This is a genomic window from Streptomyces sp. B3I8, assembly GCF_030816915.1.
GTDB lineage: Bacteria > Actinomycetota > Actinomycetes > Streptomycetales > Streptomycetaceae > Streptomyces.
This window is the reverse complement of record NZ_JAUSYN010000002.1, coordinates 302,142-324,455: the sequence shown is the minus strand read 5'-3', so window position 1 is coordinate 324,455 and position 22,314 is coordinate 302,142. Positions and strand designations below refer to the sequence as shown.

Sequence of the window (22,314 nt, the reverse complement as noted above, 5' to 3'; positions counted from 1 at the left end):
TTCGGGTAACGGAGGTCACGCGTTGCGCCGCGTGGGCGGCGGGGACCGGGAGAGCGAGGCCGTGCGGGCCCCGCTCCGGGCCGGCTTCGTACCTGGTCAGGTGTCCGCGCGACCGGCAGGGCGGCCCGCGGCCTGATACGGGCGGACGATCTCGGTGATCCGCGCGGCCAGTTCAGCGACGTGTGGCGGGTGCACCATGTCGTGGTGGTTGCCCGGCACCGGGACGGTGGAGACCCGGCCGCGGGTCAAAGCCCGCCAGGCGTCAGGATCGACGTCGGGACTCTTCAGGGTCGGGTGGGACTCGGAGACGGTGAGCAGGTGGACGTCCGCGTGGACCACCGCGTCGGGCCGGTAGCGGCCGGCGGCCTCCCCGTTGGCACGGGCGACCTCGACCATGCGGCGCACGGCAGTCGACTCGATCCGGTCCGGCAGACGTCCGTGTCGATGGGAATGGCGGACCAGAGCGGCGATGAGCGCGCTGTCGTCGAGCTCGTCCATCTCGTCGGACGACAGTCCGGCGTCGGCCCCCAACCGGGACAGCACGTCCTCGTCGCCGACCAGGTCCGCCGAGCCGGGCACCGGCGAGTCCAGCAACACCAGCGCGCCGACCTCGAGGCCCGCCCGCTCCAGGCGCACCGCCATCTCGAACGCCACCACACCACCGAACGACCAGCCGCCCAGCAGCACCGGGCCCTCGGGAGCCAGTTCCGCCATCTCCGCGAGATAACGCTCGGCGATCTCCTCGACGGTGCGCAGCGGCGCCGCGTCCGTGTTGTAGCCGACCGCCTCGACGCCGTACAGGTCCACACCGCCCTCCAGCTCCCGCGCCAGGCCCATGTAGGAGCTGACACCGCCGCCGTGCGGATGGACGAGGAACAGCGGCGAGCGGCCGGCGGGTGAGGCCGTCGACAGCGGGACCAGCAGTCGCTCGGACACCGCGGTCAGTCCGGGCAGCGCGCCGCACAGCGCCTCGATGGTGGGCGCCCGGAAGAACGTGCTGAGCGGCACGCTCACACCGAGCTCCCGCCGTACCGCCTCGACCAGTTCGAACGCGCTGAGCGAGTTGCCGCCGGCGGCGAAGAAGTCGTCCCGCACACCCACCGGGGACCGGCCGAGGACCCGCTCGCAGATCGAGGTGACCCGCAGCTCCAACGAGTCGCGGGGAGCGACGGAGCCTGCGACGGCCTCGGCGGCCGGCTCGGGCAACTGCTTGCGGTCCACCTTGCCGTTCGGCGTCATCGGCATCCGCTCCATGCCCACCAGCACGGCCGGGACCATGTACTGCGGCAGGTGCTCCCGCAGGAAGGCGCGCAGTCCGGGCTCGTCGGGCTCGTCCCGCCAGGAGACGTAACCGACGACCCGCCGTGCCATGTCCTCGCCCGTGGTGACCACGGCGACCCGGTCCACCGCGGGGTACCGCTGCAGAACCGACTCGATCTCGCCGAGCTCGATGCGGTAGCCGCGGATCTTGACCTGGGTGTCCTCCCGGCCGATGAACTCCAGCCTGCCGTCGGGCCGCCTGCGGGCCAGATCACCGGTGCGGTAGAGCCGGCCGCCGTCCCCGAACGGGTCCGGGACGAACCGTTCCGCCGTGAGGGCGGGCCGCCCGGCGTAGCCGCGGGTGACACCCGCGCCGCCGATGACCAGTTCGCCGACGGCGCCGATCGGCATCAGCCGCATCCGGTCGTCCACCACGTGCACCTGGGTGTTGGCGATCGGCAGACCGATCGACACCGGCTCCCCGGGAGCCTCGGGGGCGATCAGCTCAACGGTCGAGTAGACACTGGTCTCGGTGGGGCCGTACGCGTTCCACAGCCGGGACACCCGCGGCGCCAGCTCCTGGGCGAGTTGCGCGGAGAGCGCCTCGCCGCCGGTGACGGCCTGGACGGCGCCGCCCTGCCAGCCGCTGAGCAGCAGCAGATGCCAGGTGGCCGGCGTCGCCGCCATGACCGTCGCCCCCGACTCCGACATGACCCGGGCCAGGGCGGCGCCGTCCGCGGAGGTCTCCCGATCCACCAGCACCACCTTGGCGCCCCGGACGAGCGGCACGAAGAGTTCCAGCACCGACGCGTCGAACGCCACGGTGGTCACCGCGCACAGCACGTCGTCGGCGGAAAGGCCGAGGGTACGGCCGAAGTCCGCGGCGAAGTTCACCAGGCCGCGGTGCGGGACCATCACGCCCTTGGGTCGGCCGGTCGAGCCGGACGTGTAGATCACGTACGCCAGGTCGTCGGCACGGACCTGTGCCGTCGGCCCGTGCTCGGCGGGCACCTTCGCGGACCGGCCCACGTCGATGAGCCGCACGTTCGGGGCCGGATCCAGCCGGGCCGCCAGCTCCGGGCGGCACAGGAGCAGCCGGGCGCCGCTGTCGGCCAGCACGTACGCCAGCCGCTCCGGCGGATAGCCGGGCTCCAGGGGCAGATAGGCCGCGCCGGACTTGAGGACCGCCAGCAGTGCCACCAACAGGTCAGGGGAACGCTCGACCATCACGCCCACCGGGGCGTCCCGGCCCGCACCCTCCGCGCGCAGCACGGCGGCCAGGGCTGAGGCCCGCCGCACCAGTTCGGCGTAGGTGAGCCGCGCGCCGTCGAGCCCTTCCACGGCGACCGCGTCCGGGGTCAGGACGGCGTGCCGGTCCACCAGGTCCGGCAGGAGCAGTGGAGGCTCGGAGTCGGCCGGGTTGTTCCAGTCCGACAGCAGCAGCCGCTCCTCCTCGGGCGCCAGCAGGGCGAGGTCGCCGATCCGGATGTCGGGCCGCTCGACCGCGTGCGCCAGGATGCGGCGGTAGTGATCGGCGAACCGGGCTACGGTGCCGGCCTCGAACAGCTCGGTCGCATAGGCGATCAGCACCTCCATCTGCCGGTCCCGGGTCACCACGGTGACGTCCAGGTCGAAGCGGGCGGTGTCCGCCTCGACCGGCAGCGACACGGCCGAGACCTGGGGCAGCCGCAGATGCGAGGCCTGCTCCTCGACCAGGTTGAACAGCAGCTGGAACAGCGGGTTGCGGCTCAGGTCACGCTCAGGCCGCAGCTCGTCCACGAGCACGTCGAACGGCACGCCCTGATGCTCGTACGCCTCCAGGGTGGTGTTCCGGACCCGGGACAGCAGCTCGGCGAAGGTCGGGTTGCCCTCCAGGTCGGTGCGGAGCAACACCGTGTTGACGAAGAACCCGATCAGGCCCTCGGTCTCCTGGAGCGTACGGCCGGACATCGGCACGCCGATGGTGACGTCCCGGCTGCCGGAGTGCCGTGACACCAGCGCGGCGAAGGCCGCGAACAGCACCATGAACGGCGAGACACGATACCTCTGCGCGAGCTCCCGCACCCCGTCGGCCACCGCGGGGTCGATCACGTACGAGACCCGGGCACCCGCACTGCTGCGGACCGCGGGCCGGGCGCGGTCGCCGCGCAACTCGGTCGGGGTCGCCCCGGTCAGGGTCCGCTTCCAGTACTCGACCTCGGCGGCCGCCTCGGGCGTCTCCAGCTGCCGGGCCGCCAGCTTCGCGTAGTCCTCGTACTGGATCGGCAGCGCGGGCAGCTCCGGACGGCTGCCCGCGGTGAACGCCGCGTAGGCCTGGGAGAGTTCCTGCCAGAAGATCTGCATGGACGTGGCGTCCACGGCGATGTGGTGCACGACCACGGTGAACAGGTAGCACTTCTCCGGCAGTTCTGTCAGCCGGGCGCGCAGCCAGGGGCCGGCGGCCAGGTCGAACCGACCGTTGATGTCAGCGTCCCGCAGCCGGTACGCCTCCTCGTAGGCCGGCCCGACCGCCAGATAGCTCAGATCGGTCCGCTGGAGCCGTACCGCCGACGCCGGTTCCACACGCAGCCGCGGTCCGCCGGTGGCGTCCTGGACCACACGGGAGCGCAGGATGGTGTGCCGTTCCACGACCAGCCTGAGGGCGGCGGAGAGGGCGTGCGCGTCGAGCAGCCCGTCCAGTTTGAAGACCTGCGCCATGTTGTACTCGACGAGGTCGGGACGGAGGTGCTCCAGGAGCCACACCCGGCGTTGCGCCGCCGACAGCGGCGCGTCCATGGCGGGACCGGAGCCGGTTCCCCGCGGTGCGGTTTCCACCGCGCGTTCCACGATCGGACTTGTCGTCACAGGGACGTCCTCCCGTCGGCCGTACCGGACGCGGGCATGAGGTGTCCGATCGCTGTGGCCATGGTGTGGATGGTGGGGTTGTCGAAGATGAGTGCGAGGGGGATGTCGGGGGAGAGGGTGGTGCGGAGTCGGGAGATGATGCGGGTGGCGAGGAGTGAGTGTCCGCCGAGGGCGAAGAAGTTGGCGTGGATGTCGAGGTCGGGGCGGTTGAGGACGTCGGACCAGGTTCTGGCGATGAGTTCTTCGGCTGGTCCGTTGGCTCGGGTGGTTGGTGTGTGGGTGTCGGTGGTGGGTCGGGGGAGTGCGTGGTGGTCGGTCTTGCCGTTGGCGTTGACGGGGATGTGGTCGAGGACGGTGAGGGTGGAGGGGATCATGTAGAGGGGGAGGCGGTCGGCGAGGTGGGTGTTGATGTCGGTGGTGAGTGTGTTGTTGTCGGTGGTGGGGTGGTGGAGGGTGATGTAGGCGGCGAGGCGTTGGTCGCCGGGGGTGGGTTCCCATTTGGTGACGACGGCGTCGCGGATGGCGGGGTGGCGGCGGAGGGTGTGTTCGATCTCGGCGGGTTCGATGCGGATGCCGCGGATCTTGACCTGGCTGTCGGTGCGTCCGAGGAAGGTGAGTCGGCCGTCGTGTCGTCGTATGCCGCGGTCGCCGGTGCGGTAGAGCCGTTCGCCGTGGTGGTAGGGGTGGGGGAGGAAGGCCGCGGCGGTTTTGCGGGGGTCGTGGAGGTAGCCGCGGGCCAGGCCCGTGCCGCCGAGGTAGAGCTCGCCGGGGACGCCGTCGGGTACGGGGTTGAGGTGTTCGTCGAGGATGAGTACCTGGTTGTTGGCGATGGCGTTGCCGAGGGATACGTCGGGGGCCTGCTCGTCCTGTGGGGTGCAGGTGTGGCTGGTGGAGTCGATGGAGACTTCGGTGGCGCCCCATTGGTTGTGGAGGTGGGCGGGGGTGTGGGCGAGTCGTTGGTGGAATTTGGTGACGAGGTCGGGGCGGAGGGCTTCGCCGCTGGAGATGACGTGGCGCAGGTGGGTGAGGGGTTGGCGGGTGGGGGTGATCTCGTCGAGGAAGAGGTTGAGCATGGAGGGGACGAAGTGGAGGGCGGTGATGTGGTGGTTGTTGCTCCAGTCGGCGATGGCGCGGGGGTCGCGGTGGAGGCCGGGGGGGAGCATGACGACGGTGGCGCCGGCGATGAGGGGCCAGAATATTTCGACGGCTGAGTCGTCGAAGCTGAGGACGGTTTTGTGCAGGACGGTGTCGCCGGGGGTGAGGGGGTACTGGGCCTGCATCCATTGCATGCGGTTGGTCCAGCCGGTGTGGGTGGAGGCGACGCCTTTGGGGGTGCCGGTGGAGCCGGAGGTGTAGTAGACGGAGATCAGGTTGTCTCCGGTGATGGTGTTGTCCGGTGGGGTGGGTGAGGATTTGGTGAGGGTGCCCGGGCCGCAGTCCAGGACGGTCGGTGCCCCGGTTGCTTCGGTGGGTGTGGTGGTCAGGGCTTGGGCGCGGTGGCTGTCGACGCAGATCAGGGGGGCGCCCGCGTCGGTGAGGAGGGTTTTCACCCGGCCGACGGGGAGGTCGGGGTCGAGGGGGAGGAAGGCGCCGCCTGCTTTGAGGATGGCCAGCAGGGTGATGGTCATCTCGGCGGAGCGGTCCATCCAGAGGCCGACCGGGGTGTCGGGGGTGACTTTGGCGTCACGCAGCCGGGTGGCCAGGTGGTTGGCCCGGCCGGTGAGTTCGGCGTAGGTGAGGGTGGACCGGGAATCGGTGACCGCGGGTGCGTGCGGGGCCCTCGCCGCGACCGCGTCGACCAGATCTGTCAGCAGACCACCGGAGAACTCCACACGCTCACCCGACCCCGCCGCCAGCAGTCGATCGCGTTCGGCCGCGTCGACCATGCCGACACCGGAGACCGGACGGTCCGGCTCGGCCAGCGCGTTGCGCAGGAAGGTCACGAAGTGCCGCATGAGCCGGCTGATCGTCGCCTGCTCGAACAGGTCCGCCTCGTAGTAGGCGATCCCCGAGAACGTGTCGCCGGAGCGGGTGAGCGCCACGTTCAGGTCGAACCGCGACTTTCCGTCGACCAGCTCCACGCGCTCGGTCGTCAGACCGGGCAGCACCAGGTCATCGGTCTCCTCGTCGCCCAGCGCGAAGAGCACCTGGAACAGCGGGTTGCGACTCGGGTCCCGCTCCGGCTGGAGCTCTGCCAGCAGGGCTTCGAAGGGGAGTTCCTGATGCTCGTAGGAGGCGAGGGTGTTCGCGCGGGTGCGGACCAGCAGCTCCTCGAACGACGGGTCGTCGGCCAGCTCGGTACGGATCAGCAGGGTATTGACGAAGTAGCCGATCAGTCCGTCCAGTTCGGGACGCCCCCGGCCGGCGATCGGCGTGCCCAGGGTGACGTCCCGGGTCGCCGAGTGCCTGGCGAGGACCACGCTGAACGCGGCCGTCAGCGTCATGAAGGCGGTCGCGTTGTGCTCCCGCGAGAAGCGGTTGACCGCCGCCCCCAGCTCGCCGTCCACGGTGAAGGAGAACTGGGAGCCGTTGCCGGTCCGCACAGCCGGCCGGGGTCGGTCCGTCGGCAGTTCGTCGGCACTCGCACCGGCCAGCCGCTCCCGCCAGTGCTTCAGCTGGTGGCCCAGCCGCTCCGGCGTCTGATGGGTCCGGCTCCACGCCGCGTAGTCCCCGTACTGCAGGGGCAGCGGCGGCAGTTCGGGCTCGCGGCCGGCCGCCAGGGCCGCGTAGGCCCGGGACAGTTCGGACCACAGCACCCGCATCGAGGTGCCGTCGATCGCGATGTGGTGGACCACCAGTATCAGCAGCGCGTCGTCCTCGGCCAACCGCGCCACGGCGACCCGGAAGACGGGCCCGTCGGCCAGGGAGAACGGCTCGCGCATCAGCTCACGGGCGAACTCCACGCCCGCCGCGTACCGTTCACCCGCGTCGTTCCCGACGACATCGTGGACCCGTACGGTGACCGGCGCGGCCGGCAGCACCCGGGGGACGGGGGCACCGTCCCGCTCGTCGAAGACCGTCCGCAGTACCTCGTGCCGGCCGGACACCACCGTGAAGCTCCGGGCCAGCACATCGGTGTCGAGCACGCCCCGGACCCTGATCACGGTGGAGGTGTTGTAGCCCGGCATCATCTGCTCCAGGAGCCACATCCGCTCCTGCGAGTAGGACGCCACCCGCGCCTCCGGTCCGGCCGCCGGAATGGCCGTCACCGCCGTGTCGGCGCGCTGGGCGGCACTGGCGCCCAGGAGCAGTGACCTGACCTGCGCGCGCCTCGCCTCGTGCGGGTCTGTCTGAGGAGTCGCGCTCGTGGTCATGAGTGGCTCCTCTCGGCGGTCGCGCCCTCGACCAGGTCCGTCTCCGGCTCGCCGACCGCGTCCAGCAGCAGGTTCTCCAGGGCTGTGGCCATGGTGTGGATGGTGGGGTTGTCGAAGATGAGTGCGAGGGGGATGTCGGGGGAGAGGGTGGTGCGGAGTCGGGAGATGATGCGGGTGGCGAGGAGTGAGTGTCCGCCGAGGGCGAAGAAGTTGGCGTGGATGTCGAGGTCGGGGCGGTTGAGGACGTCGGACCAGGTTCTGGCGATGAGTTCTTCGGCTGGTCCGTTGGCTCGGGTGGTTGGTGTGTGGGTGTCGGTGGTGGGTCGGGGGAGTGCGTGGTGGTCGGTCTTGCCGTTGGCGTTGACGGGGATGTGGTCGAGGACGGTGAGGGTGGAGGGGATCATGTAGAGGGGGAGGCGGTCGGCGAGGTGGGTGTTGATGTCGGTGGTGAGTGTGTTGTTGTCGGTGGTGGGGTGGTGGAGGGTGATGTAGGCGGCGAGGCGTTGGTCGCCGGGGGTGGGTTCCCATTTGGTGACGACGGCGTCGCGGATGGCGGGGTGGCGGCGGAGGGTGTGTTCGATCTCGGCGGGTTCGATGCGGATGCCGCGGATCTTGACCTGGCTGTCGGTGCGTCCGAGGAAGGTGAGTCGGCCGTCGTGTCGTCGTATGCCGCGGTCGCCGGTGCGGTAGAGCCGTTCGCCGTGGTGGTAGGGGTGGGGGAGGAAGGCCGCGGCGGTTTTGCGGGGGTCGTGGAGGTAGCCGCGGGCCAGGCCCGTGCCGCCGAGGTAGAGCTCGCCGGGGACGCCGTCGGGTACGGGGTTGAGGTGTTCGTCGAGGATGAGTACCTGGTTGTTGGCGATGGCGTTGCCGAGGGATACGTCGGGGGCCTGCTCGTCCTGTGGGGTGCAGGTGTGGCTGGTGGAGTCGATGGAGACTTCGGTGGCGCCCCATTGGTTGTGGAGGTGGGCGGGGGTGTGGGCGAGTCGTTGGTGGAATTTGGTGACGAGGTCGGGGCGGAGGGCTTCGCCGCTGGAGATGACGTGGCGCAGGTGGGTGAGGGGTTGGCGGGTGGGGGTGATCTCGTCGAGGAAGAGGTTGAGCATGGAGGGGACGAAGTGGAGGGCGGTGATGTGGTGGTTGTTGCTCCAGTCGGCGATGGCGCGGGGGTCGCGGTGGAGGCCGGGGGGGAGCATGACGACGGTGGCGCCGGCGATGAGGGGCCAGAATATTTCGACGGCTGAGTCGTCGAAGCTGAGGACGGTTTTGTGCAGGACGGTGTCGCCGGGGGTGAGGGGGTACTGGGCCTGCATCCATTGCATGCGGTTGGTCCAGCCGGTGTGGGTGGAGGCGACGCCTTTGGGGGTGCCGGTGGAGCCGGAGGTGTAGTAGACGGAGATCAGGTTGTCTCCGGTGATGGTGTTGTCCGGTGGGGTGGGTGAGGATTTGGTGAGGGTGCCCGGGCCGCAGTCCAGGACGGTCGGTGCCCCGGTTGCTTCGGTGGGTGTGGTGGTCAGGGCTTGGGCGCGGTGGCTGTCGACGCAGATCAGGGGGGCGCCCGCGTCGGTGAGGAGGGTTTTCACCCGGCCGACGGGGAGGTCGGGGTCGAGGGGGAGGAAGGCGCCGCCTGCTTTGAGGATGGCCAGCAGGGTGATGGTCATCTCGGCGGAGCGGTCCATCCAGAGGCCGACCGGGGTGTCGGGGGTGACTTTGGCGTCACGCAGCCGGGTGGCCAGGTGGTTGGCCCGGCCGGTGAGTTCGGCGTAGGTGAGGGTGGACCGGGAATCGGTGACCGCGGGTGCGTGCGGGGCCCTCGCCGCGACCGCGTCGACCAGATCTGTCAGCAGACCACCGGAGAACTCCACACGCTCACCCGACCCCGCCGCCACCAGCGCCCGGTCGCGGTCAGTGTCGGCACCGGACTCCAGTCCGATGCGGTCCATCGGCCGCTCCGGGTCGGCGACCGCGGATCGCAGCAGGGTGATGTACTGGTCCACCATCCGCCGCACGGTGTCCTCGTCGAAAAGCGACGAGGCGTACTCCCAGATCAGCGTGATGCGGTCGCGGTCCGGGTGGTCCTCACGGCCGGCCCTCTGCTGGGACCGCGGCACCACGACGATGTTCATGTCCATCTTGGACGAGCCGTTGTGCCTCTCCAGGACGGTACCCCGCACACCCCCGAACTCCAGATCCGGGACGATGGCGTTGTGGAAGCTGAACATCACCTGGAACAGCGGGTTGATGGAGGGGACCCGCGGCGGGGCCACGGCCTCCACCAGCCGGTCCAGCGGCACGTCCTGCCAGTCCGAGGTTTCCACCAGAACGTCGCTCACCCGGCGCCGGAGACTCCCGAAACCCGGGGAACCCGAAGTGTCGAGCCGCAGCGGCAGGGTGTTCACGACCATACCCAGCATGCGCTCGGTCTCCGCGAGCCTGCGGTTGGCGGCACCAGTGCCCACCACCAGGTCGCTCTGGCCCGAGTAGCGGCTCAGCAGGGCGGCGAAGCCCGTCAGCATCGAGGCGAACAGCGTCACCCCGGAGCGCTCGCTGGACTCCCGCAGCGCACGGCTGAGTTCGGCCGGCAGCTCCACCCGCAGGGCCGCGCCGTGGAACGACGGGACACGCGGCCGCGGCCGGTCCGTCGGCAGGTCCAGCACGAGCGGTGCGTCCTTCAAGTGGTTCTTCCAGTACTCCAGATGACGGTCCAGCACCTCGTCGCGCATCCAGGCGCGCTGCCAGGCGGCGAAGTCGGCGTACTGGATGGGCGGTTCGGGCAGCGGTGACGGGCGTCCGGCTGCCAGCTCGGGGTAGATCGCCCGGATCTCGTCGAGGAGCACACCGAACGACCAGCCGTCGTGCACGAAGTGGTGCTCCACCTGGACGAGAGTGTGGTCGTCGGCCGCGTGGCGGATCAGCAGCCAGCGGGCCAGCGGCGGGTCGGTGAGCTCGAAGGGGCGACGGATGGTGTCCCGTACGACTTCCTCGGTACGGCGCTCCTGCTCCGCCTCCGGCACGTCCTGGAGGTCGACCACGGGCAGCGGGACCGTCATCGGCGGACGGACCTCCTGCACCGGGGCCCCGTCGATCGTGGAGAAGGCGGTGCGGAAGATCTCGTGCCGGCGGACCACCTCGGTGATCGTGGCGCCCAGCACCTCGGCGTCGAGCGGGCCGCGCAGCCGGATGGTGGCCTGGGCGTTGTAGGCGAGGTTGCCGGGGGAGAGCTGCTCCAGGAACCAGATCCGTTCCTGCGGGAAAGACAGAGGCAGCGGACGGTCGCGGGGCACCCGGACCACCGGGGGGAGGGCCGGCGCGCTGAGGCCCAGCCGGTCCAGCTCGGCGGCCATCCGGGCCACCGTACGCTGTTCGTAGATGCTCGATATCGGCAGCTCGGTGCCGAACTCCGAACGGACCCGTGCCGCGAGGCGTCCGGCGAGCAGTGAATGCCCGCCCAGCAGGAAGAAGTCGTCGTCGACACCGACCCCGTCGATGCCGAGGAACTCCGCGGTGATGTCGGCCAGTCGGCGCTCGGTATCGGTGCGGGCCTCGGCACCGCCGTCGCTCAGCCCCAGCGAAGCGCGATCCGGGGCGGGCAGCGCGGAGCGGTCCAGCTTGCCGTTGGGCAGCAGCGGCAGCCGGTCGATCAGCACGACCGACGGCACCATGAAGTGCGGCAGCCGGCCGGCGGCGAACTCGCGCAGCTCCAGAGGGTTCGCCGACGGTGCCACGACGTAGCCGACCAGCCGGTCCTCGTCGCTGACCCGGCCGACGACCACTGCGACGTCCCTCACGGCGGGGTGGTCGCGCAGCACGGCGGCGATCTCGTCCAGCTCGATGCGGAAGCCGTTCAGCTTGACCTGCTGGTCGATGCGGCCGAGGAACTCCAGTTCGCCGTCGGGCGTCATCCGTACCAGGTCACCGGTGCGGTAGGCCCGTTCGCCGGGGGCATCCGGGTCCGGTACGAAACGGTCGGCGGTCAGAGCCGGGCGGCCGATGTAGCCGCGGGCCACCCCCTCACCGCCGACCACCAGTTCACCGGGCTCGCCGGGCACCACCGGACGCAGCGACTCGTCCAGGACGTGAAGGCGCACGCCGTCGACGGCCCGGCCGATCACCGGCTTGCCGCCGCCCGGCGCGGTCCGGGACACCGAGGCCCACACGGTGATCTCGGTGGGGCCGTACGCGTTGAACATGGCCCGGCCCGGTGCCCACCGGTCGACCAGCTGCTGGGGGAGGGCCTCACCCGCGCAGACGATCGTCTCCAGGTGCGGCAGTTCCCGCTCCGGCACCATGGCGAGCACGCTCGGCGGCAGGGTGATGTGGGTGATGCGGGCCTCGGCGAGGAAGTCGCCGAGGCCGGGCCCGTACAGGACGTCGCGGCGCGGCGGCAGGACCAGGGTGGCGCCCGAACACAGTGCCATGGCCAGCTCGAAGACGGACGCGTCGAAGCTGGGCGAGGCGAACTGAAGCACCCGGTGGCCCGGATCGACGGTGAACGTGGAGCGCTGGGCGTCGGTCAGGTTGGCGAGTCCGCGCTGGGTGAGCGTCACGCCCTTGGGGCGGCCTGTGGAGCCGGAGGTGTAGATGACGTAGGCCGCGGACTCCGGGCGCAGCCGGGGCAGCGGGAGGGACTCGGCGGGGGGCGTGTCGTCGGCGGGGTCCGCGAGCGGGATGCCGAGGGAGCGCAGCCACCCGGGCGCGTCCGTGTCGGCGATCACCAGCATGGCGCCCGAGTCGCTGATCATGTACGACAGCCGGTCGGCCGGATAGGAGGGGTCCAGCGGGAGCCAGGCGGCGCCGGCGCGGGCGACGGCGAGGACCGAGGTCACGAGATCGAGGGACGGCTCCAGGAGCACGCCGACCGTCGCCCCCGGACCCACGCCGAGGGAGTGCAGGCGAGCGGCCGAGGCGGCGGCACGGGCGTCGAGTTCGGCGTATGTCAGGTGCCGGTCGCCGAACTCCACCGCGGGGAGGTCGGGGGTCGCTGCTACTTGCCGGAGGAACTTGTCGAGGAAGTGTCCGGAATCTGCTGAGGTCACGGAAGTCTCCATGAGGGGCGGTGACGGACGGGCGAGGACCGGGGGACGGGGGCGACTTCGGCCGGCCCGGGAGTCTGCCGAAGTGCGTCCGCCGTCCCGGTCGCCCTGCTTCGACGGTTGTGGGCAGACGCGGGCGGACGTCCGGGAAACGGGGTGCGTACGAGCTGCGTGCGCGGTACGTGCGACGGCGATCATCGATCGGTACAGCCACGCTAACCGCCCTGCGACGGCCGGAACGGCACTGTCACAGGCAGCCTCGGCGGCACTTTTCGCTGCCGGTTGTGCCGCTCAGGACTCATGGACGGCGTCGGGCGGGGTCCTGCGGGACAGCGGTGAGGGCAGGATCCACAGACAGGCGGTGAGGGCCCCGGCCGTGGCGATCCACAGCGTCGTCCGCAGCCCGAGCGGCCCGGCGGCGGCACCGGCGAGCAGGGCGGCGAGCGGCCGCATGCCGAGGTTCACGCCCTGGTAGGCGCCGAACACGCTGGAGCGCATGGCGTCCGGGACGTGCGAGGTCAGCAGGGTCGCGGCGGTGATGTCGATCCAGATGACACCCATGGCCGAGCCGAACTGGGCGCCGACCAGCATCAGCAGCATCGTGCGTTTGGCCCCGTGGGCCGCCGGAATCAGCAGCAGCGGAGCGGTGGACGCCAGGCAGCCGAGCAGGAAGGTCCGGCCCACTCCCAGGCCTCGGGTCAGCGGAGTCGCCGAAACGGCGCCCACCACCGCGCCGACGGCCCCGGCGCCCAGCACCGTGCCCAACAGGCCCGCGCCGAGACCGAGCGAGGTAGTGGCGTACAGCACGAAGAGGGTGGTGGTCACGAAGCAGAAGAAGTTGACCGTGGCGGTGGCGGCCAGTGCCGCCCGGAGGGTCCGGGAGCGGACGATGAACCGGCAGGCCGTCCGCAACCGGGCACGCTCCGTCGAGGGTGGTGCCTCCTGCGGGGCGATCCGCGCCAGCTGCACGGCCGAGACGAGGTACGACACCGCGTCCACCAGCAGGGCGGCAGGCGCGGAGAGCAGCTGCACCAGGAAACCGCCGGCGCTCGGGCCGACGATCTTCGCCATGGCTCGGCTGCCGCTGCTCAGCGAGTTGCCGGACACATAGTGCTCGGGCGGCACCAGGGCTTTGAAGAGCGGGGGGTTGCACACCTCGAAGAGGACCGACAGCAGCCCGACGCCGAAGGCCATCGCGAACAGGACGGTGAACGTCAGCGTGCCGAAGGCGTAGAAGAGGGCCAGGCCGAGCAGCAGCGTGAAGCGGCCCAGATCGGCGGCGATCATGACACGGCGCCGGTGGCTGCGGCGGTCCGCCCACAGCCCGGCGTACGGCCCGAACAGCAGGTGCGGCAGCCAGGCCGCGGCGCTGAGACAGCCCATCTGCACCGCGCCCGCGTGCACCACGGTGACGGCGATGAGGGGGAGGGTGAGGGCGGACACCTGGTCGCCGAGGTACGACACGGTCTGGGCGGTCCAGTAACGGCGGAAGGCGGTGTCGCGCAGCAGGTCGGGTGTCCAGGACAGGGCGTGGGAGCGGTCGGCCGGTCGGGGCGCGGGAGCGACGGTCTCCTCGGGGGCGGACGGGTGCACGGGAGGACCTTCCTGTGGTCGTTGGTCATGGCGTGCGGCAGGATGCCCGTGGACGCACGGCATGCCGGGACCGGAAGGGACCGACCGGCGCGAGGGGCGGGTCGGCCGAGGCTGCGGCATGGCACACGGCCACGACCGTTCGACGACCCGGCCGCCCGGGAGCGCGTGACCCGGCCGGGGGAGGTGTGGACCGCCCGTCCCACTCTTCGGACCCACCGACCGAACGCTTACGATAGCGCGCCGCCCCGAACGGCAGGGCTGATCCGCACCGAGTGGGACACACTTCCCCGGCCCCGCTTCGCACTTCGATCCAGGCGCGCTTCGCGAGGGACGGCCTCGGTCCCACGGCCGGGGAAGTCGTGCGGCCTCTGCGCCGACCTCGGCGGAGCAGAGGCGAGTTCGCCGCCGCTGTCTGCCTGCGCGGTCATGGCCGTCGGTCTGCCGATCGCGCTCGGACCAGGGCGGTGACGCGGAGCGGTGGTCCGAGGGACCGGCGGGGCCCGTCGCCGGTCGGGTCGGCCCGGACCGAAGGCCGGCAGGCCGGCGCTGTCTCGGTGCGGGCCGGGCAGGACGTCCTCGTGCAGGGGACGACCGGGGCCATCGGCCGCAAGGCCGTGACAGGACATCTCCGGTGTGTGGCCGGCGTGTCGAGGGCCGAGCGGGCGCGCGGCGGGAACGGCGGGCCGCACGGGCGGCCGTGGGCGCCGCGGCCGTCCGAGGGTCCTGGCCGTGGCGGTTCGCTGCTGTACCGACGTGACGATGCGGGCTCGGGCCGGTGGTCCTGCCGGCCGATGCCGCGGACCGGCCACGGATCGTGGACGGCACCCGCGCCCGGCCGGACCAGGACCGGGGGTGCCGTCCCGCCGCGTGCCCGCGTTCCGTCCGGTTCGGATCACATGCCGCTGTCCGGGAGGGACTCCAACGGCGCACCGATCGCGGTGAGCACCTTGCGCACTGCTTCGAGATCCAGCAGGGAGCGGCGGAAGACCGCGGAACAGACCAGCTCCGAGCCGGTGTCGGTGACCCAGACACTGAGATCGAACATGGCGGAGGTGAGGTCGGGGACCCGCGTCGTGGCGGAGACGCCGTCGAGCGTGAAGCGGTCGGGCTCGTTGCCCGCGATGAAGATGGAGCGGCGCTTCTTCGGGTACTGCTCACCCGTCGGGTCGACCTCGCGCACCTCGTCGAGCACCGTGGCGAAGGGCAGCCCCTGATGCTGGAGGGTCCAGAGCATCGCGTTGCGGACCGCTTTGAGCGTGTTCGGCGCGTCCGTGCCGCGCGGTGCGTCGACCACCACCGGCAGCAGGTTGACGAAGTTGCCGACAGTACCCGTGGCCTCCGGCACGAAGCGTCCGGGGAACGGGCAGAAGAAGGCGAGTTCGTCATTGAGCAGCACGGGCCGCAGGGCACGCAGGATCTTCGTGATGGCGACCATGAACCCGGTCGCCCGGTGCTGCCGTGCCTCCGCCAGGTGCCGCTGGTACTCCTCGCCGCGCAGCACGATCTGGACGTTGCTCCCGTGGGGCGGGCACTTCGACCACGGTGTCGTGTCGTTGATGAACATCTCCGGTACACCCCGAGGAAGGCGGGCGCGCCAGGCTGCGCGCAGTGCCTCGGTGCGGGTGTCTTCGAGCGCGATGCGCTCTGCGACGGCGACGTCCGAGAGGGCGGCACGAGTGTGGCCGGCCTGGAACTCCCGTTCGTCGTCCGTCGCGTAGGCATCGCTCATGTCTTTGAGGAAGCGGTTGAAGGACAGGCCGTCGCACACCGAGTGGTCGATCCTGATCACGAGCGCGAAGCCGGCTCCGGGTCCGTGCACACAGGCCACGTAGAGCGCTTGCCCTTCACGTACGTCCAGGTCGCGCACGATCTCCTCACTGGCGATCTTGTCCGCGACGCGCCGCACCGTCTCCCAGTCGTCCGATGCCGTCCGTACCAGTTCCACCAGTCCGGGACGGGGCGGGCGGGGCCGGTACAACGGGCCGTGTGACGCGTCGATGCGGTATTCGGCTGTCAGCGAGGGATTGGCCGCCGCGGCCCACCGCACCGCACGGTCCAGCCGGGGTGGGTCGACACGGACGCCGGGGAACTCGAAGACCTTGCAGATGATGCTCTCCGCGGGAATGACGCCGTCCGGCCGCTGCTCCCGGCTCAGTCCCAGGGCCATCCGGTGGGGCAGGGGCCGCCAGTGCGCATCCGCGTCCTCCGCGCGGCCCGCCTCGGGCTCGCTGTCCACCGACTCGGCCCGGGGGGCACCCAGCACCTGCTCGGTGAAGTCCGACAGCCGCGGGTAGTCGAACAGCGTGCGGAGCGAGACCTCGACGCCGAAACGTTCGCCCACGGAGTGGATCAGTGACTCGGCCAGCAGTGAGTGCCCTCCGAGTTCGAAGAATGAATCCCGCCAGTCGATGTCAGGGACGCCCAGCACCTCCTGCCAGACCTCGATCATGCCTGAACGCTCAACGGTGGCACCGGGGCCGGCCTCCGGCCCGGACTCCGGCTGCGGCCCGGCCAGCGGGTGGCCGGCCGCCGGATCGGTGGACGAGGCGAGCGGGGCGGCGACTGTCGAGCCCGGGCGGTCCGCGATGTCCGCGAGCACGTCGAGGTAGTCCGAAGCCATGGCCCGCACCTGGGCGAGCCCGAGGACACCCTCCGGGTCCTTCCACAGCACGTGGGTGCCGGAGCTGTCTTCCCGCACCATGACGGCGAGTGTGAACCCGGCACTGCTCTCCACGTCGGACATCCGCAGTACGGCACCGTCGAACTCCAGATGCTGCAGATCTGTGCCGGAGCGCAGTCCCGCGTTCCAGTACTGGAACAGCGCCTGGTGGGTCCGGGCGTGGGCCTGCGGGCCGGAGAGCCCGGCCGCGCGCATGATGCTGGGCAACGGCAGCTCGCCGAACCGCAGGGCGTCCTTGACCTCCAAACGCACCCGCGTCAACAGATCACGGTACCGGTCAAAGGCGCGGATCCGATGCCGGACTGGGAGCGGATTGACGAAATAGCCCACCTGATCGGCGAGTTCGGGATCCGTCCTGCCGTGGAAGGGCACGAAGGCCAAGAGGTCGTCGGAGGCCGAGTACCGGCGTAGCAGCGCGAAGTAGCCGGTGAGCAGGACCGTGACGTAGGAGACGCCATGCTCCTCGGCGGACGCCCGCAGCCGGATCTCGAGTTCCTGGGGTATGTAGTCGCCGAGCATCGTGTAACCGCCCGGCTCGGTGTTGCGCGGCAGCTCGAAGTCCGGGCCGCCGTCGCCGAGGATCGCGCGCCAGTAGGCACGGTGCGCCTGCCCCGAATCCCCGTCGGCGAGTTCCCTGGTGCGCTCGGCGTGGAGGCGTGCCGCTCCGAGAGGGGCCACCGTCCCGTCGGCGACCGATCCGTCGTTGTACGCGGCGCGCAGCGCCTCCATCATGATCAGGACGCCCGCGCCGTCGTTGACGAGGTGGTGCGCTGCCACCAGCAGGGTTTGCGAGTCTTTGTCGTTCAGGACGTCTATCCGCAGCAGCGGACCGCTGCGCAGGTCGAAGGGCCGCTGCCACAGCTGTCGCAGAGCCTCTTTCCGAGCGCCGGCCTGTTCGGTCTCGCGCACCGGTATCGCGGGAGCATCCGACCAGTCCAGTACCGGGCCTTTCGGGGTGGCGACGACTCGTCCACGCAACTGCGGATACCTGGCGGCGAGCGCCCCCACGGCCCGGCGCAGCCGGGGCAGGTCGAGACGCCCCTCCACCTCGAACGGGAGCGGGATGATGTGCGACCGCTGCTCGGGGTCGCGCTGCCACGCGACCCACATGGCCTCCTGATTGACGGAAAGCGGAAGGCGTTGGGTCTCGTCGGTCATGCGAACCTGCTTTCGGTGAGTTCCTCGCTCAGCGCCCTGCGATCGCTCTTGCCTGACGCGGTGCGGGGGAGGTCGGCCATGCGGACGAACGCGCCGGGCACGAGATGGGCGGGTACCTCGGCCGCGAAGAGTTCGCGCAGCCGCTCAGGGCTCAGTCCGGACTCACTGGTGTAGTGCGCGGTGAGCATCGGCTCGCCGCGGCGGCTGTTGCCCGCGGTGACGATGGCGTCGAGCACCCCGGGGATACCTCGCAACGCCACCTCGATCTCTCCCGGTTCGATGCGAAAACCGTTGATCTTGACCTGGAGGTCCGCCCGGCCGACGATGCGGTATGTCTCCTTCGCGGCGCGGACCGCGAGGTCGCCGCTGCGGTAGAACAGGCGGGGAGGCCCTCCCGCTGGTTCCAGCATGCGAAAACGCTCCGCGGTGAGGTCGGGACGGTTGACATAGCCCTCTGCGACTCCCGCGCCGGCGACCCAGATCTCGCCGGTCTCCCCGACCGCGACGGGTACGCCCTCGTCGTCGAGCACCGCTATCTCCCACCCGGGAATCGGGCGGCCGAGTTCGGTGGCGAACCCCCGCTCGTCCCCGGTCGCGTCGAGTTCGGCGTCGGTGAAGGTCCGGGTACTGACGTAGACGGTGGTCTCGGTGATGCCGTACGTGTTCATGAACTCGCAGCGGCTCCCGGCGGTCGCGCGCCAGATTCTGACATCGGCCGCGTCGACCGCCTCGCCACCGAAGACGACGCGCCGCAGCGTGCTCGGCCAGTGTCCGGACGTGCGCACATGGGCGGCCAGATACCGGAACACCGTGGGTACCACGCTCGTGATCGTGACGCGGTGACGGGTCATCAGGTCGATCGTGGCCCGCGGTGAGCGCACAACCTCGGTGGGTACCACCACCAGGGTGGCGCCGCTGGCCAGCGCGCCCCACATCTCCCAGACGGAGACGTCGAAGCAGTAGGAGTGCAGCAGCGTCCAGACGTCATCGCTGTCGAAGTCGTACTGGTCCAGCATGCCGCGGACCAACGCGGTGACCGACCGGCGGCGGACCGCCACGCCCTTGGGCCTGCCGGTCGAGCCCGATGTGTAGATGATGTACGCGGTGGAGTCCGGGGACGGCTCCGGAAGCTCCTCCCGTGGCTGTGTCGCGGCGTCCTGGTCGTACTCGTCGATCCGCAGCACCTCGATCCCGGCCAGACCTCCGGGCAGGACGCGGTCCGAGACGATCGCAGCGAGACCGCTGTCCTTCGCCATGAAGTCCAGGCGGGACTCCGGGTAGGTGGGATCGAGCGGCACATAGGTGTATCCGGCTGCGGCGACCCCGAGCACCGCGGTCACCAAGTCGACCGTGCGCCCGCAGTAGAGCCCGATCCGCACATCGTCGTCGCCGAAGCGCTCACGCAGTGAACCGGCGATCGCTCCGGCGCGGTCGGCCAACTCGGCGTAGTTCAGAGTTCGTTGCTCGTCACGGACGGCGGGACGCGTGCCGTGCCTGGCTGCCTGGTCACGAAAGAGGGAGTACATCGCACGTCCATTCGTCGCGATTCATAGGTGCAGGTGCACACGGAGGCGGCGCAGCCAGGCGTCGAGGTTGAGGGCGAACTCGACATCCGCCCGGCCGAACCAGCCGCCGCGGTCGAGCAGGTCGGGATCGGCGGCGATCCGGTGTGCCGCGGCGATGTCGAGCAACGGCAGTACGGGGGCGTCGGAGTCGTCGAGCAGGCCGCGCAGCCGTGCCGCCAGCGCGGCCTTGTACTGCGGCGCGTAGGTGATCGGATAGGGCACCTTGGGCCGGGTGAGCACCGATTCCGGAACGAGGGTCTTCGCGAGGGTACGCAGCAGGCTCTTGCCCCGCCCGTCGTACCACTTCATCTCCACGGGCACGTTGTAGAGATAGGAGAAGAGCCGGTGGTCGCTGAACGGGTAGCGCAGTTGCAGCCCGGCGGCGGCAGCGAGGCGCTCGGAGTGGTTGATGGCCTGGTCGAGCATGCGCGTGACAGTGAGGTAGTCGTACTGCCGGCCCAGGCGGTTGCGTTGAGGGTCGCCGGGCAAGTGCGGCACCTCGTCGAGTGCCTCCCGGAATCTGAGGTCGAGGTAGGACTCCGCCCCGATCTCGGCCAGCAGCTTCGGATCGAACAGCCTGGTGCCGAGTCCGCTGCGCGCACCCCATTTCCACGCTTTCTCGACCCATGGGAAGGTGCTCAGTTCGTATCCGGTCTTGATCTGGCCGCCGAGGCTGCCGAAGACGGTGTCGGCCGCTTCACCGCTGAGCGCCACCTCGGTGTGCTCGGCGACGCGCCTGCTGAACAGGAAGGGGGTGATGTTCTTGTCGCCGAACGGGGACGGGTAGTCCTTGGCCGCGAGCACCGCGGCGAGCACGACCGGGTCCGAGAGCTCCTGGGGACGGACGAGGATCTCACGGTGATCGGTGCGCCACATCCGGGCCACGTCCTGGGAGTAGGGGCGGTCGGGTACCGCCGACGCGCCGTCTCCGAAGGCCACGGTGAACGTGAGCGGCGGCTGAGCGGTGAGCTTCGTGGCCCAGCCCGTCAGCGCACTGGAGTCGAGGCCGCCGGAGAGGAGCACCGCCGGGTGGGCGCCGCGCACATCGCGGGTGATGGCGTCCTCCACCAGTTCGCGCACGCGGGTCAGGGTGACGTCGAGGTCGTCCTCGTGGGGACGGGCCTCCAGCGTCCAGTAGCGGCGCACTTCCTCGTTCGCTCCGGAGAGCACGACGACACAGCCGGCGGGAACCTCCCGGACTCCGCGCAGGGCCGATCGGCCGGGGGGACGGATCTGCGTGATGAGGGCGCACAGGCCCTCCTTGTCCATCTCGGCCCGGAGCATCGGATGGTCGACCAGCGCGGCGAGATCCGAGGAGAACAACGTGCCGTCACCTGCGCGCGCGTAGTGCAGCGGCGTGATGCCGATACGGTCGCGCCCCAGGACGAGCCGCCGGGCGCGTGCGTCCCAGACGGCGAATGCGAAGTTGCCCTCGAGACGCTCGGCCACGGCCGGCCCCCAGGCCAGGTATCCGTGCAGCAGTACGTCAGCCGGTGCCGCACCGCGCCCCACCCCGAGGACGCCGGCCAGTTCCTCGGTGTTCTGGAGGTAGCCGTCGAGAACAGCGACCGCGATGGTGCGGCCGTTGTCCCGGAGCTCGGCGAGTCCGGTGCCTTGGGGACACGTCGGATCGGCGCGATGGGCGAGCATCGTCTCCCGGTCCGACCACAGCGATGCGGCGCCCCGCGCGCGGGGGGTGAGAGCCGCGATCAGCTGAGCGACAGTGGCGTCGGCCTCGCGCAGATCGCGCGCCGGGTCCGTCCATCCGGTGATTGCGGCCACGGTCAGTCCTTGTCCGACGACTCGGTGGTCCAGGTCAGTCGATCCCCCACACGGATCCCGTGGCTCTGGGCGAAGTTCCCGCGCACCATGCCGATGTCGGTCATGTCCGGGAAAGAGGTGGAGCGATAGGCGACGATCTTGCTGGACTCGGGCTGTAGATAGATCTGGTTCGTGATGTGCACCGCCTCGCACAGGGCGGTCCCGTTCAGGGCGAGTGCGAGCGTCTTCCCGTGCGGCAGTTCGCCGAGATCTTTCGTGACCTTGACGTTGCCGAAGTTGTCGACGTGCGCGACGGTTCCCTCGACGAACGGCGTGTCGTCGATCTCCGATTCCTCGTACGGGTACGTGGTGAGGCTCGCAGTGTCGTCAGCCGCGATCCGTGCCACGATCGGAGGGATGAAGCTCTTCCCGGAGAAATTCATCTGCGGCACGTCCCGGATCTCGTACACGTGCTTGATGCCGAGGTCTCGCGCAAGCCAGCCGAAATAGCCGAAGTTCGAACCGACAAAGATGTGCCCCGAGCGGGTCTCGCCCCAGATGACGTCATGCAGCGGCCGCACGTTGGAGGACTTCGAGACGAGCGTGTAGATCACCGTCCCCGCCGGGTAACTCTCCGCCACCAAGCGGGTGAGAAAGGCCGCGTTGAATTCCGAGAAGTTCTCCACGGCCACGATCGGCTCGATCGTGATCGGGTGCCCTATCTCGTCCGCCTCTTTATGGATGGCGCCGCAGATTTCGCTGAAAGCGACATCTCTGCAATCGGTAACCATGACGATTCGGGTCATGCAATACCTCCTCTGCCGAGCTCGATTATGTCAGCGATTAGATCATCGCTCCAGATTCCGCGGTCTTCACCAAGCTGTTTGGCATCATGAGGACAGGGGCCCATTGCTCCGCATATCGGTCATGTGCGGCCATAGGTGCGAGGGGTGATCACGGCGCCTTGAGGATGAATTGGTGGATGGCTTTCAGGGCCGACTGCCGGAAGTCGGCGAAGGCGTGGCGGACATACGTTGCTCGGAACCTCGCGTAAGGATATGCCCGTCGGTCGACCGGGTCGACGAACCGGTGCGGGCCCGCGGAATGCC

8 protein-coding genes are annotated in these 22,314 nt (G+C 70.2%); all 8 read right to left on the bottom strand.

The window, feature by feature from the left end; all coding sequences use genetic code 11:
- Positions 1-96: 96 nt before the first annotated feature.
- On the bottom strand, positions 97-4,104 hold the full coding sequence (locus QFZ64_RS03580) for an amino acid adenylation domain-containing protein (RefSeq protein WP_307062210.1): 4,008 nt from the start codon (positions 4,102-4,104) through the stop codon (positions 97-99).
- Entirely contained in the window at positions 4,101-7,418 is a 3,318-nt protein-coding gene (locus QFZ64_RS03575; RefSeq protein WP_307062208.1) for an amino acid adenylation domain-containing protein, read from the bottom strand. Before QFZ64_RS03575 ends, QFZ64_RS03580 begins: the two co-directional genes overlap by 4 nt.
- Positions 7,415-12,451, bottom strand: a complete 5,037-nt coding sequence (locus tag QFZ64_RS03570) for a non-ribosomal peptide synthetase (protein WP_307062206.1) — start codon at positions 12,449-12,451, stop codon at positions 7,415-7,417. The genes QFZ64_RS03575 and QFZ64_RS03570 overlap by 4 nt, the downstream gene beginning before the upstream one ends.
- A 288-nt stretch (positions 12,452-12,739) precedes the next feature.
- Positions 12,740-14,041 (bottom strand): MFS transporter, encoded by a 1,302-nt coding sequence (locus tag QFZ64_RS03565; RefSeq protein ID WP_307062204.1) that lies wholly within the window; start codon positions 14,039-14,041, stop codon positions 12,740-12,742.
- 892 nt (positions 14,042-14,933) lie between these two features.
- Positions 14,934-17,879, bottom strand: a complete 2,946-nt coding sequence (locus tag QFZ64_RS03560) for a condensation domain-containing protein (RefSeq protein ID WP_307062202.1) — start codon at positions 17,877-17,879, stop codon at positions 14,934-14,936.
- A complete protein-coding gene (locus tag QFZ64_RS03555; RefSeq protein WP_307062200.1) occupies positions 17,876-19,405 on the bottom strand; it encodes an amino acid adenylation domain-containing protein in 1,530 nt (509 codons plus the stop codon). Before QFZ64_RS03555 ends, QFZ64_RS03560 begins: the two co-directional genes overlap by 4 nt.
- 21 nt (positions 19,406-19,426) lie before the next feature.
- Positions 19,427-21,226, bottom strand: coding sequence for an asparagine synthetase B (locus tag QFZ64_RS03550; protein WP_307062198.1), 1,800 nt, complete (start codon positions 21,224-21,226; stop codon positions 19,427-19,429).
- A gap of 2 nt (positions 21,227-21,228) precedes the next feature.
- Positions 21,229-22,011, bottom strand: coding sequence for an SAM-dependent chlorinase/fluorinase (locus tag QFZ64_RS03545; protein ID WP_307062197.1), 783 nt, complete (start codon positions 22,009-22,011; stop codon positions 21,229-21,231).
- Positions 22,012-22,314 lie beyond the last annotated feature (303 nt).